General features: G+C 67.7%; 9 protein-coding genes and 2 pseudogenes. 6 read left to right on the top strand and 5 right to left on the bottom strand.

Annotation, left to right across the window (positions count from 1 at the left end; genetic code table 11):
* Positions 1 to 2 precede the first annotated feature (2 nt).
* Entirely contained in the window at positions 3 to 935 is a 933-nt protein-coding gene (locus ACIQU6_RS05775) for a type II secretion system F family protein (protein WP_403480502.1), read from the bottom strand.
* A pseudogene (locus ACIQU6_RS05780) lies at positions 932 to 1,252 on the bottom strand (ATPase, T2SS/T4P/T4SS family); the annotation flags it as partial. The pseudogene ACIQU6_RS05780 and the gene ACIQU6_RS05775, both read right to left, overlap by 4 nt.
* 48 nt (positions 1,253 to 1,300) lie before the next feature.
* On the opposite strand from ACIQU6_RS05780, the gene ACIQU6_RS05785 reads away from it, so the two are divergent.
* The 4 genes from ACIQU6_RS05785 to ACIQU6_RS05800 all read left to right on the top strand — a co-directional run bounded on the left by ACIQU6_RS05785 (position 1,301) and on the right by ACIQU6_RS05800 (position 6,187).
* Positions 1,301 to 2,857, top strand: coding sequence for a recombinase family protein (locus ACIQU6_RS05785; protein ID WP_403480377.1), 1,557 nt, complete (start codon positions 1,301 to 1,303; stop codon positions 2,855 to 2,857).
* A gap of 699 nt (positions 2,858 to 3,556) precedes the next feature.
* Complete coding sequence (locus ACIQU6_RS05790; RefSeq protein ID WP_403480378.1) at positions 3,557 to 4,729, top strand: phage major capsid protein; 1,173 nt, start codon at positions 3,557 to 3,559, stop codon at positions 4,727 to 4,729.
* 15 nt (positions 4,730 to 4,744) lie between these two features.
* Entirely contained in the window at positions 4,745 to 4,921 is a 177-nt protein-coding gene (locus tag ACIQU6_RS05795) for a hypothetical protein (RefSeq protein ID WP_403480379.1), read from the top strand.
* A 993-nt stretch (positions 4,922 to 5,914) separates the two neighbouring features.
* A complete protein-coding gene (locus ACIQU6_RS05800; RefSeq protein WP_403480380.1) occupies positions 5,915 to 6,187 on the top strand; it encodes a hypothetical protein in 273 nt (90 codons plus the stop codon).
* 110 nt (positions 6,188 to 6,297) lie between these two features.
* Here the strand turns inward: ACIQU6_RS05800 and ACIQU6_RS05805 are convergent, their stop codons facing one another.
* Entirely contained in the window at positions 6,298 to 7,509 is a 1,212-nt protein-coding gene (locus ACIQU6_RS05805) for a helix-turn-helix transcriptional regulator (protein WP_403480381.1), read from the bottom strand.
* A gap of 1,093 nt (positions 7,510 to 8,602) precedes the next feature.
* On the opposite strand from ACIQU6_RS05805, the gene ACIQU6_RS05810 reads away from it, so the two are divergent.
* Entirely contained in the window at positions 8,603 to 9,511 is a 909-nt protein-coding gene (locus ACIQU6_RS05810) for a radical SAM protein (RefSeq protein WP_403480382.1), read from the top strand.
* A 518-nt stretch (positions 9,512 to 10,029) separates the two neighbouring features.
* Here ACIQU6_RS05810 and ACIQU6_RS05815 read toward each other — a convergent pair.
* Positions 10,030 to 10,884 (bottom strand): annotated as a pseudogene (locus tag ACIQU6_RS05815) (TadA family conjugal transfer-associated ATPase); the annotation flags it as partial.
* 190 nt (positions 10,885 to 11,074) lie between these two features.
* Positions 11,075 to 12,232, bottom strand: a complete 1,158-nt coding sequence (gene ssd, locus ACIQU6_RS05820; protein ID WP_403480383.1) for a septum site-determining protein Ssd — start codon at positions 12,230 to 12,232, stop codon at positions 11,075 to 11,077.
* Between the two features lie 470 nt (positions 12,233 to 12,702).
* Here ssd and ACIQU6_RS05825 point away from each other — a divergent pair, with 470 nt between their 5' ends.
* Complete coding sequence (locus tag ACIQU6_RS05825; RefSeq protein ID WP_403480384.1) at positions 12,703 to 13,623, top strand: HAD family hydrolase; 921 nt, start codon at positions 12,703 to 12,705, stop codon at positions 13,621 to 13,623.
* Positions 13,624 to 13,736: the final 113 nt, after the last annotated feature.

Below are 13,736 nucleotides of genomic sequence, written 5' to 3' on the forward strand. Positions count from 1 at the left end.
CTTCACTTCCGTACCGCCGACGCATCGGCGACGATCCGGCCTGTCCAGGCCACTCCGCCCCACTCCAGGAGCCCGCCGACGAGCAGGCAGCCCCACCCGGCCGGGGTGTGCAGCAGCACCCCCAGGGGGTCGGCGCCGAGCGCACCGCCCATCACCAGCCCGCCCACCGGGAGCAGCGCGAGCATCAGGGCAGTGGCCCGCGGGCCGGCCAACTGGGCCTGGAGCTCCTCCCGTTGGTCCCGTTGCGCGGCCAGGCCGGCCGCGATCCGCTCCAGCCCGCGGGCCAGCCCCGCCCCGCCCTCCACGGCGACCCGCCAGCACGCCGCCGCCCCGATCAGCCCCTCGGCCCCGGGCCGGCGCGCCGCCGCCCGCAGCGCCCCGGGGACGTCCCCGCCGTACCGCGCGGCCGCCAGCACCGCGGGCCCGGCCTCCCCCAAGCCCGCCACGCCGGCCGCGACCAGGGCCCGGTCCGGCTGCCGGCCGGCCCGCAGTTCCCCCGCCACCGCCCCGCAGAACCGGATCACCGCCGCCGCCCGCCGGTCCGCCGCCCGCCGCCGCGCCCGCCCGGCCAGCCACCGCCGTACGACCACCAGGGCCGCCGCCGCGCCCGCAACGGGCAGCACCGACCGCCCCAGCACCCCCAGCGCGATGCCGGCCGGCAGGCACCAGACCTCCGCGCCGACCTCGATCCGGCGCCCGAGCCGCCACCGCCGTGCCCCCTCGCCGTCGGCCGCCCGCCCGGCCCCCCACTCCCGCAGCGCCGCCGCACGCCCCCGGCCAGGCCACCCGACCGCGGCGTGCGCCGCCCCGACGTCCCCCAGGACCGCCGCCGCCCGTCGCCGCAGGGCCCGTTCGCGCCGCAGCCGCCACGCCAGCAGCACCAGGCACCCCACCACCACTGCCGGCACCACCAGCGCCCCCGCCCGCCCGCTCAGCACGTCTCCCCACCCCTCTCGCACAACCGGGCCAACCGCCCCCAGCCGCGCGCCTCTTGGAACCCCTCCGGGCTCCACACGGCGGCCGGCACCGTCACCACGAAGCCGTCCCGGTCCCGTTCCAGGACGTGGATCTCGGCGATGCGCCGCCGCCCCGCGCGGTCGCGGACCAGGTGCAGCACGACGGACAACGCGGCCGCCAACTGGCTGTGCAGGGCCGCCCGGTCCAGTCCGGCGGTGCAGCCGAGCGCCTCCAGCCGGGCCGGCACATCGCACGCGGCATTGGCATGAACGGTCCCGGAGCCCCCCGGGTGCCCTCCCTAGCCGTCCATGGCCTAGGGAACCGTTGCGCTCTAGGGGTTTCCATGAGTCAGCCCACCTGCGTGATCTACGACCGACTGTCCCGGCTCTTCGCCGAGGAAGCCCCCGACCACCGCATTGCCGCGTGCCGTGCCTACGCCGAACAGCGCGGATGGAAGGTGGTGCACGTTGCCACTGACACGAACGTCAGTGGGGCAAGCAAGCTCGAAGACCGGCCCGGTATGCGGGAAGTGCTTTCCTGGCTTCCACGCGTTGACTACGTGATTGCCGCGAAGCTCGATCGCTTCGCGCGAAGCATTTTGGAATTTGAACGCCTTCTCGCTGCCGCAAAGTCAATGCAGACGACGATAATCACGGCAGACGGAATTGTCAGCCCAGAAAGCGCGAGTATCGTCATTGGCGTTCTCGCTGCGTTCGCCCAACACGAACGCGAAATGATTACCGCACGCATTGTGGCCTCGAAAGAGCACTTCCGTTCGCGCGGCAACCACCTGGGTGGGCTTGCACCCTACGGATACAAAGTTACCGGCCCGGTGAACGACAAGCGTTGGACGATCGACGAAACAGCCGCAGCGATCATCCGAGAGTGCGCGGACAAGCTCATCAATCATGGCGCAACACTGACTGGCCTTGCTCGTGATTTGAACGAGCGTGAAATTCTCCCTCCGGCAGAGCACGCAAGACAGCGGGACGGGCGCAAGATGCGCGGAGGAAAATGGCACACCACAACGCTGCGGGACGTTCTCTACACGCCTGCCGTTCGCGGGTGGCTAGTCCAGTCCGTTCCTGGCAAGAAGCGCGGAGCGATCCACAATCAACCCGTCCTTGACGCAGAAGGACGCCCCATTTCCGCCGGACCCGAGATCCTTAACGGCGAGACCTGGGCGGCAGTACGCGCAATCATTGACGGCAAGTCCAAAGGGCGCGGAGTTGAGCGCAGCGGCAAGGCCCTACTTCTCCACGTCGCGATGTGCTCCGAGTGCAGCGGTCCCCTTTACCGGCAGCGCCGTGAGGTCAACGGCAAGGACTACAGCACCTATGTATGCGGCGCCGGTGTCGGCAAGCGGGGAATTCACCGCCCGAACGTCATCACGGCGCACCACCTAGACGAACTCGTTTCCGCCGAGTACTTGAAGCGGTTCGGCACATTCGCACTCAAGCGCTGGACGGAACCTGATGGCAGCGCGGTACTGCAACTCTCTGAGGTGACGACGCAGATTGAGCGCCTTGCCGGGAACCTGGCTCAACTCGACCCGAACGGAACGGCGGCACGCGTGGCCATTGCACAGTTGACCGCGCTGGAAAACCGGCAAGCCGAATTGCGCACGGAAGCCAACCACGCCGAAGGCCGCTGGGTGGACGCTGGGGGAACGGTGGCGAACGAGTGGCAGCGGCGAACGGAAGAAGGACGACGGGCCTTGTTGGCCGACCTGGGGGCCCGGGTGGTAGTCCGCCCCGCAACACCCGGTGCACCAAGGCGATTTGACCCAAAGCGGGTGTCGGTTGAGTTCGAGGGTCCGGCGTGGTTCCGGGATGACCCTGCGGCAGCAGAGCTTGCCGGTATCACCGCCACCGAGGATGAGTACCAGAAGGCCGCGTAAGGCGATCTGTGAGCCGTTGACGGCCGCCCTGGAGTCTTGCCCCAGTGGCGGCCGTTTCGTGCGTCTGGGGCCCACTGACGCCCTCCGGCCTCAGAACCGGACAGCGGAGATGACGAAGTGACGGTTTGGTAGGAGATCTCAATACCCTTGTGAAACTCCACAGGGAAAACAGGATCGGCCTTCAAAACGCCACTCCGTCACCGGCAGCAAGACTGAGGCACTTGCCCTGGCACAGCAGCGAGCGCGATGCACACACCTGCGGGCAACCTGCGGAGCCAAGCCCTGGCCAGCGGAGTGCGGTGGAACGGTGGTTCTTACCAAGTTTCAGATATCCCTGTAGAAACTCACAAGGAAAACGAGAAACGCCCTTCAATCACCGCTTCACCGCACCGTGACGGACGTCACAAAATCCAGCCTCCCCGAAAGTGAAGGAAAGCCCCTCGCCAGGCAACCCTTGCGCTCTAGTGCAAGTGAAGGGATGCACAGAGGCGACCGGCCAGCCGTTGAGGGGACTCCGCCGCCGGTTTCTTGTGCACCCCCGAGGATGCATGGCAGTGCGTTCCCCTAACTCAAAGCCCGGGTTTCTTGCTGAGCGACCGCTGCCACGGTTGAGCGAGGAATCCGGGCTTTTCTCGTATCTACATCACCGACTCACGTGAGTCGGTGGTCAAGATTCCCGTTCCCACTAAGGAGCACCCCTTGAATCACGCCGAAATTGCAAATGATGCCATGGAAAGGCGAGAGGTCGCGGCAAATAAGCTGCGGGAACTCTCCACGCAGTCCCAGAATCGTTCTCTGACACCTGCTGAGCGAAAGCGGGAAACGGCCTTGCTGGATGAAATAGCCGAACACGACACCACGGCGAAGCGTCACATCACCGCTGCGGCCGCTGAGGATGAAGCCATGTGCATAACCTCCCCGCTCAAGACCATGGGAACTAAGCGGGATTTCACCGCTCGCAGCGAGAGCGTGAACACCGCAACGCCGGGCGATCTCATGAGTCGTTCCATTCAGGCAGCGCGCGGCGTCACCACGGTGGGTACCGGCAAGGCTTTTAGCCCGGAAGAGATGGCAACCAAGTTCGTTGACCTTCTCGCCCCTCAGTCGGTCGTTATGGCGTCCGGCGTAAACCGGGTGCAGACGAACGCTGAAACCTACTCCTTCCCCGTGATCCGCTCGGACTTCACGGCTGGTTTCGTATCAGAGCTTGATGACCTGCCGACCGGAGGTTTCGGCGCTGAACCGCTGAAGGTGACACCGAGGAAAATCGCAGCCGCAGATATGTTGGCCAACGAGCTTGTAGAAGACGGGGGTTCGGCATTCATGAACCCGGTGGCCAAGTCGCTTATGCGGTCCGTCTCTCTTGGGTTCGACCGCGAGGCCCTAGTAGGCACAGGGGCTAACAAGGGATTTGTGGGCATCGCGAACACGCCGGGAATCCAGACCCACGAAGCCAAGGGCGGATTCAAGGACCTTGACGCGTTCGTTGCCGCGTTCGGGAAGCTCGAAGCGGTCAACTCGAAGGCGACGGCCGTTGTGATGCACCCGACCACGTGGGCGGGGCTTATGGCACTGCGAGAGACCTCCGGTTCGCTGAAGCCGCTTCTGAGCGAGTCGGCTGGTTCTCCCACCGCTGGTATTCAGCGGGCGATTCTGGGAGTTCCAGTGTGGATCTCTTCGTTCATGCCGGGCACGGACGTTCTCGCCTACGAGGCGGACCAGATTTTCGCTGTGTGGCGGAAGGATGCCGGGTTCCAGATTTCCGATCAGTTCGGATTCCTCAAGGATGGCACCGCCGTGCGCGCAATCGCTCGTGCTGCCATCGCCGTCCCGAATGCCGCTGCCGTCTGCAAGATCACCGTTACCGCCTAAGAGGAGTTCTCCACCATGTCTTTCTTCAACGCCGATGAGCCGACCGTGACCGTTCGCATGACCGGCCACATGAGCTACGGCCCGACCACCAACGGCATCCCGTCGCACGTCCTCCAGAATGGCAAGATGTACGACGTTCCACAGAGCGAGGCTGAGTGGCTTGTCTCCGCTGAGCTTGCCGAACTGGCCTGACTCCCTTGTTCGTTGAACTGCTCTCAGGGGTGCGTATTGACCGCGTGTCCCTGGGGGCGGGCATGTGTATCCAGTGCCCTGACGACATAGGGGGGTACCTCACCGGAAAGGGGTGGGCGCGCAAGAGGGGGGCTGCCCACAAACTCAGCGATGGCCGCACGCTGATTGCGTTCAGGGTTCACGAGATTCCTGGCACGGCTGAGGAGTTGAGCGAGTGGCCTTCGTGGATGCGCCCGGCATGGGTGCGGCCGGATGGTCGGGCAGTGCTCAGCGGAGACAACAGACCGCGCATTCCCGCGCGCTGCCGCTCGTGCCAGCGAATCGGCTACCGGCTCCAGGAGCAATTGCCCGCAGATGCGCGGCGCGATGAGCGTTCGGATTGCTGGACCATCGAATGCAAGCGATGTCGTCCCGTGATTGAAACGCGCCGTGACGCCTGAGCGCATTCATTCTGCCTTCCGCGCCGAAGGGAGGGCAGAGCGCTCCGAAAGTTCGGTGGACATGCGCTCTGGCGATCCCAGCTCCCCAAAGAAAAACGCGTCCGTCCCGGACACGACCTTCCAGAGTGTCCGCTAACTCAAGAGGGGGAACGATTGAAAAGGCGATGCGAATACGCCCCGTGCGGCGTGGAGCTTCCGGCGGCAGCGGACCGGCGGACCCGGTATTGCAGCGACGCACACAGGAAGGCGGCAGCACGGGCCCGGAAGGCGACCGCCACGACCGCCGAGAGAAGGCCCGTGACGGCCGCTGAGGGCGACGGGGAGCGCTACGACGACCTTCGGGCCGTCTGGGGCGCGCTGGTGGCTCAGATCGCCAGGGACGGCGTTCTTGTGCCCGGCAGTGCGGGGGCGCCGGTCGCTCATCCGGGACTCCGCTTCCTGGCCCAGCTCGACGCCGCCTTGTCGGCTCACGAGAGGGCGACTGAGGCGGGCGAGACGGACCCATTGGAAGCCATGAGAGCAGCCGCCCGTGCGGCAGTTGAGGAGTCCCGCCGTGTATGACCCGAACACCGCAGCCGTGATGCGGCACATGCCGGACGAGAACGGCGAATCGCTCTACCAACGTCAGTGTTGGTGGGCGGACAGCCTTCCGCCGCTGAGTGACGAACTCCGGGAACTGGCTTGTGTGTTGGCGGACGAAGACCCCGACAAGGTCAGTGTTCATCCCCTGTGGCCGCTCTTCCTGGGCCTGTTCCAGGCTGAGGCCGGTACCGACCCCGACCCGGCGGCGCTGGGCGTGATCTGTGAATGCCCGGAACACTTCTGAATGACCCCATGCCCGGTACCTACTCGCTTCGCTGCGGGTGGGTACCGGGCTTTCCGTGTTTGATCACGCAGCGTCGCGGCCGACCGGGGGATTCGATATACGTTCCGTGATCACTCAGACTGTTGCAGAAGCGCCCGTACCTCCGGCACGTCGGCGTACTCCATCAGCCGTGCTAGCACGACGCGGACCCGTTCGGCCGTCCGCTGACTGGCCACATCTGCTGAAATGCTGATCACGCGTTCCGCCGTGGTTGCTGCTTCCTCAGGCTCATTCGCATCGGCGTAGGCCACCGCGAGCCACGAGAGGTAGAGCGCCAATTCCCGCGTGTGGGTCGCGTCGTACCGGCTGAGCACGTCACGCAATAGGGGGACGGCTCGAAGCGGTCGGCGCAACTCGGTGTAGACGCGCGATTCCATGACCTGAAGTTCACCAGCGTCTACCCAATAGAGCCATGCCGGAGACTCGGTTCCCGCGCTGTCCTCGGCTAGTGCCTCGCTGGCTTCTCCGAGAGCGCGCATTGCGTGTTGCGTGTGCTCAACGCCCCCAGCTTTCGTGTGCGCCCACGCCACCCGATCAAGGTACAGCGCGCGCGCCTTCGGGGGCACGTCCAGCCCGGCCCCGTCAAGCGCTGCACGGGCAAGCTGTAGACCCTCAACTTCCCTACCGGTGTTGGTCATTTGGTATGCCAGAGAACCAGCGAGATTCCCGGCAAGGGTGGGGTCCTCGGCTTGCCTTGCTGCGCTGATGCCTAGCCGGTAGATCTCTTCAGCCTCAGAGTGCTGCCCGGCATCGCTGGCAATCCATCCGGCGATCTGCGCTAACTCAGCGATTTGACATAGCAGTTGGCGCCCAACGCTGTCTGTGTGTGCACTCTCGCGGTAGAGGCGGACGGCTGACCGAAGTTCCCGCAGCGCGGGCCGAATGAGGTCACCACCGGCTAGGACATCGTCGGCCAGTCGTAGGCCATGGACTCGCTGCTGCAAGTCGTCCACCTGGCCTATGCCGACCCTGCGCCCCTCACGGGCGCCGAGAGCGGCCAGCGGGTCACCCTCGGGCATGTAGTCGGCCAATGACGGCAAAGGCGGCTCAGCGGGTGCCTGCGGCGCCGTGAGCACTTCCACAGGCACCGCGAGGGCGGCAGCAAGGAACGGCAGCCATTCGCGCGGCTTGCGCTTCCCTGTTTCCCACCGGCTGACCTCTTGGCGGCCGACCGGATCGCCTTGGACGCCAGCGGCCCGGCAAACCTCCCTCGCTAGGCGCGCTTGACTCCACCCGAGGCGGTCACGCTCACGCTTGATGTTGGCCCCGATAGCGCTGGTCATGCCTTCATTCTGGCCGACAGTTGGCCTACAGGGGGCCGCTATGCAGGCATTCGCCGGGCGAGAAGCGTGGACAAGGCAGCAAGTACCCCCGCGACCGTCCGACCGATCCGGGGGCGTGGCCACCAACCCCGGGAGGTTGACGACATGCCCAATACAACCAGACTCCTGACTCGGTTACTGCGATGGTTCCTCCCCGCTGGAGGGCGCCACCGGGCGCCGGAGTCCCGCCCGTTCGTCGCGCCCGTTCAGGCCGTTCCTGCGCCGCCGGTGCCCGCGCTGAGGGGTGAGGACATTGGACTTGTTCGCCCGTACCTCGTAGCCCATGAGCGACGCCAACGGGCGCTTCGGCAGAGCCGCCGTTCCCTCGTGCTGGCCACTACGGGAATGGATCTTCCGGAGGTGCCCCAGTGGTCGTGAGCGGCAGCGAGTCACGACATGAGGGGGCGGCGACCGGCTTTCTTCAAGACGCTTGTCAGCCGCTCCGTTCCGCGCTGGCCGCATGGCCGAAGTGCACATGCGGGCACCCTCAATGCCCCGACCAGGGCGACGAAGAGCCCCAGCACGACCGCGCGGCCGACGACCTTTCGGAGAGCCTCACCATGCGGCGGGTGCGCGCCGAAATGGCCCGCCAGAAGAGACGGGGGCGGCTGTGACCACGGCGACGGCCAGCAAGCCCGCCCGAAAGCGAAATTCGAGAAAGGCCCCGACGAAGCGCCCTAAGTCCGCTCCTGCTCTCACCTACGAAGCCTTGTGCACCATCTGCGCTGGTTGCTTCGGGCACCGCGAAACGTGGTGTTCCGACTGTTGCGGGTTCGGCGGCTGCGAATCGTGCCAGCACAAAGGCCGGGTCCCCTGCCCCTTCTGCGCGGGCGGGAAGGGAGAGCCGTTCCGATGGTGAAAAGGTTCCTCGGTCGGATGGCTTGGCCCACGTTCGTCTTCGTCGTGGCCGTTCTCGTCGGCACGATTCCCACCATGGCCGCTACCGGCCATCTATAAACTCCCGTCCCTGCCGAACGTTACCGAAGTGCGCTTCCCGCCTCGGAACCTCGGCAGGGGCGGGGCTCACACACCGACAGTCGTAAGGAGTCTCGCAGTGAGCACTGCCCGAAACCGACTGAAATTCGCATGGTTAGAGGTCACGGGATTCTGCAACGAGTTCTGTGACCACTGCTACGCCGACTCGTCCCCCAAGGGGACTCACGGCACGATGACCGTGGACAACTGGCGCCACACCATCGATCAACTGGCCGACATGGGCGCGTGTGACGTGCAGTTCATCGGCGGGGAACCGACGCTTTACCCGCACCTTCCCGAACTCATCCGGCATGCAAGTGAAGCGGGTCTTTCCATCGAGGTGTTCTCGAACATGTCCCATATTCGGGACGAGTTGTGGGATGCGTTCACGGAGTTCGGAGTCAAGCTCGCCACGTCGTACTACTCCGACACGGCACGTGAGCACGACGAGGTGACCAACCTTCGCGGCTCCCACAAGCGCACGCGGAACAACGTTCAGAAGGCGCTCAGCCTGAACATTCCCGTGCGGGGTGGAGTCGTCGCGGTTCAGAAGGAACAGCGCGTTCAAGAGGCGCTGCAAGACCTGCAAACCCTTGGCGTGGGACAAGTTGGCGGAGACCGTACACGGGCGTTCGGAAGGGCCAGCAAGGGCGCAGCGCCGACCATCGCTGATCTGTGTGGGCACTGCGCACATGAGAAATGCGCTATCGGCCCGAACGGCGACGTGTGGCCGTGTGTGCTGGGGCGCTTCCTGAACATCGGCAACGTACTGGAATCCCCTCTCTCCGAAATCTGGGGTGGCGCCCAGATGGAACAGGTGTTGGCCGATATCACGGCGGTTCACGGCGAAGGGGCGCAGTCATGCACGCCCCCGCAATTCCTCCCCATGTGCGGCCCGTGCGGGCCGTGTCCCCCGTCAGTGGGTCACTGTGACCCAAGGGAGGCGAACGGGTCAGTGAAGGGGACTACGATCGGCGCACCCGCGTAACCAGAGACCCGCAGGAGTGCACAAATGGACGATCACGGGGACGACTTCGGCACCTGGTTTCAAGAGGGGCAGGGGGGTGCTCAGCGGACCGAGGAACAGTGGCATGTGATCGCCGGATACGTTCGGCATGCGGCCCTGAAACTCCTTGGTCCCGAACAGGTTCCGCTGTGTCTGCCCGGTGAACCCCAGGAGTGCGGACGATCGGCGCAACAGCACGTGTTGGCTTGGTCCGCGCTGCTCAAGGCCGCCGCACAACGCATGATCGAGGATGCGGCCCCGTCTCCGGCACGGGCGGCGCATGTGGCCGGACCCTTGTACCAAAGACGGCTGGGAGAACTGCGAGCCCAGTCCCCCGCAGGTCACCCCACGCGCTGACCAGAGCGGCCCCGTCCCTGCGCCTCCCCCCGTGGTGCATGGGCGGGGCCTCTCGTTGTCCGCCAACTACCCCTATGAGCAGGGGCGTTGCCCGTTGTGCGTACTCTCGTTGAGTTGCGCCCCTGCATGTATGGTTAGGCCAGGCACTCACCCTCATGGCCCGTATTGAGCGCCGCCAACAGGTCCGTGACCTCGGCTCCGCGGACCTCCCCGACCACCAACCGGTCCGGCCGCATCCGCAGCGCCTGCCGCACCAGGTCCCGAAGGGTCACCCGGCCGGCGCCCTCCTGATTGGCGGGCCGGGTCTCCAGCCGCACCACATGGGGGTGATCCGGCCGCAGCTCCGCGGAGTCCTCGGCCAACACGATCCGTTCGGCCGGACCGACCAGGCCCAGCAGGGTGCTGAGCAACGTCGTCTTGCCGGACCCCGTACCGCCGCTGACCAGGAACGACAGTCGGGCCGCCAGCAGCGCCCGGAGCAGCCGGTCGCCGCCCGGCGGCACCGTCCCCGCCGCCACCAGCTCCGGCAGCGCGAAGGCCCGGGGCCGCAGCACCCGCAGGGACAGGCACGTCCCGGCGACCGCTACCGGGGGCAGCACGGCGTGCAGCCGGGTGCCGTCGGGAAGCCGGGCGTCCACCCACGGGCGGGCGTCGTCCAGCCGCCGCCCGGCGACCGCCGCCAGCCGCTGCGCCAGTCTGCGCACCTCGGCCGCGTCCCGGAACCGGACGTCGGTGCGCTCCAACCCGCCGCCCCGGTCCACCCACACCGCGTCCGGCGCGGTCACCAGGACGTCCGTCACGTCGGGCGCGGCCAGCAGCGGCTCCAACGGCCCGCTGCCCACCATCTCCGAGCGCAACGCGCCCACCACGCCCAGCACTTCGGCGTCCCCGAGGAGTCGTCCCTCCGCGCGCAGCGCCACCGCCACCCGGGCCGGCGTCGGCTCCGCCCCGGCCTCGGCGAGCCGCCGCCGCACCCCGTCCAACAACTCCCGGCTCATCCCGCACCACCCCCCAGGACGGCCGCCCCGACCCCCGCGCCCCCGAAGGGACCGACGGCACACCTACTCCCCCGGGACCACCACCCGGCCCCGCACCGCAGCCCGTCCCGCCACGGATCCCCGAACCGAGGACCGCACCGCCCCGCGGCCGCCCGGCCCCGGCCCCACAACGCCCTCGCGATCCGCCGCCTCATTCCGACGCACCCCCCAACTCCCGCTCCCCCGCGCCCCCGACCGGCTCCGCGCCCCCGCCCCGCGCCCGCTCCCAGAAGCCCGCACAGAACCGCGCCAACGGCCCCCGCGCCCGCGCTCCGGGCACCGTCCCCCGCGCGAGGTCCTCCGGCAGCCCCGCGTCCCACGCCAACTCGCCGGCCAGCGGCAGCCCCACCAGGCGCGCGGTCTCCTCCGCACCCGGCCCGCCGCCGTGCCCCACCCCGGGCTGCCCGCAGGCCACCACCCGGACGTCACGGAGCACCGCCCGCACCGCATCGGCCACCCGGCGCGCCGCCGCCACCGCCCGCAGCTCCGCCGGCACGAGCAGCAGCCCCACGTCCACCTGTGCCAGCGCTTCGGCGGTGGTCTCGTCCACCCGACGCGGCAGGTCGACGACCACCACGCCGCCGCGCCGCCGCGCCGCGGCCAGGACCGCCCGCATCGCCGGCGGCGGAATGGCCACCTCCGCACCCCGGTCCCAGCTCAGGACCCGTAAGGAATGCAGTCGGGGCAACGACTCGGCGAGCGCGCCGCCCGCCACCCGGCCGTGCGACTCGGCGAACGCCGGCCACCGCAGCCCCTTCTCCTGCTCGCCGCCGAGCAGGACGTCCAGACCGCCGCCCAGAGGGTCGCCGTCCACCAGCAGGGTCCGCTCCCCCGCGCGGGCGGCGGTGACGGCCAGCGCCACCGCGAGGGTGCTCGCCCCGGCGCCGCCCCGTCCGCCGATGACCCCGACCGTCAGGGCCGGCGCGCCCGCTCCCTCGACCGCGTCGGCGATCCGATCCACCAGCCAGCGCTCGCCCTCCGGAAGGGCCAGCACCCGCTCCGCCCCGACCGCCACCGCCTGCCGCAGCACCGCGACGTCGTCCGCGTCCCGCCCGGCGATGACCACGCCGGGCCGCCGCCCGGTGCCGGACAGTCGCGCGGCACAATCCGCGCCGACGATCACCAACGGCGCCGATTCCCACTCCGGTGCGCACAGAGGAGGACGGTGTGCCACTTCGGGCAACGCACCGGCCGCCGCACAGAGCCGCAGAAGGTCGTCGAGGAGCTCTTCGTCCTCGGTGATCAGCAGCGGACCGTCCCGCTCTTCACCGCTTCGCACCGGCTGGTCGGAAGTAGATGATCCGGACACGTTCTGTCCCCCTATCGCTACGCAACTCGCGCTTCCGCGAACTTCGCGGACTTTTACGGTGCAGCGATCGGGAAATCCGTGTGGATCTTGACCCAAAACTGTGGACAACTCAGCGGTTGTGAATATCCCCGTCACCTATTCCAGCGACGCGGGAGGGCTCCTGAGGCGCATGTGAAGCCTCCGCAGAGCAGCGCGGCAACTACCCTGAGTGATGGCATATGCATGTCAGAAGCGCGCGCCAACAGCGCGCGGAAATCAGGTGAATCAAGGGCTCACGGCGAAAAACGCACCCGGACATGCGACGACCCCCGCCGGGGGGGAGAGCGGGGGTCGTCCCCACGGCCGACTCGGGGGGGGAGGAGCCGGACCGGGTTAGCACGGTCGCGAACGATCCGTGACTTCCATGGTGTACCCGAGAGCCTTCTCAGGCAAACCCACGCGCCACACCTTACGCCGAATGGTGGGCGCCTATGCTCGCCCCCGTGGAAAACCACTCCGTGCCTCACTCGACTCCCCGTACTGCCGCGTTCTTCGACTTGGACAAGACCGTCATTGCAAAGTCGAGCACGCTGACCTTCAGCAAGTCCTTCTACCAAGGCGGCCTGATCAATCGGCGGGCCGTACTGCGCACCGCGTACGCCCAGTTCGTGTTCCTCGCGGGCGGCGCCGATCACGACCAGATGGAGCGGATGCGCGAATATCTCTCGTCGCTCTGCCGCGGCTGGGACGTGGCCCAGGTCCGGGAGATCGTCGCCGAAACGCTGCACGATCTCATCGACCCAATCATTTATGACGAGGCGGCCTCGCTCATCGAGGAACACCACGCGGCCGGCCGGGACGTGGTGATCGTCTCCACCTCCGGCGCCGAGGTCGTCGAGCCGATCGGCGAACTCCTGGGCGCGGACCGGGTGGTGGCCACCAGGATGGTGGTCGGCGACGACGGCCGCTTCACCGGAGAGGTGGAGTACTACGCCTACGGCCCGACGAAGGCGGAGGCTGTCCGGGAACTGGCCGCGTCCGAGGGGTACGACCTCCAGCGCTGCTTCGCGTACAGCGACTCGATCACCGACGTGCCCATGCTGGAGACGGTCGGCAACCCCTGCGCGGTCAATCCGGACCGGGCGCTGCGCCGCGAGGCGGTCGCCCGGGGCTGGCCGGTGGTCACCTTCAACCGGCCGGTCCCGCTCAAGAAGCGGCTGCCGACGCTGACCCTGCCCTCCCGCCCGGCGCTCACCGCCGTCGCCGCGATCGGCGCGGCCGCCGCCACCGCGACGCTGGTCTGGTACGCCACCCGTCGCAATACCGGAAAGAAACGACTCGCCGTAATGCCCACATTTGCGCGCAAACGTAAAGATCTGCGGGCTGGGGTTCCGTTCACCCCATATGAGTAGTACAAAGGACGTAACGGCCCGCGAGACCAAGGACATCCGAGAGGAACGCCTTTACCGCATCAAGGCCCACGGACCGACGCATGAATGCCGAGCACCCACGCGACGCCGACCCG

Origin of the sequence: Streptomyces sp. NPDC090442 (genome assembly GCF_044769405.1) — a bacterium.
Taxonomy (GTDB): Bacteria; Actinomycetota; Actinomycetes; order Streptomycetales; family Streptomycetaceae; genus Streptomyces.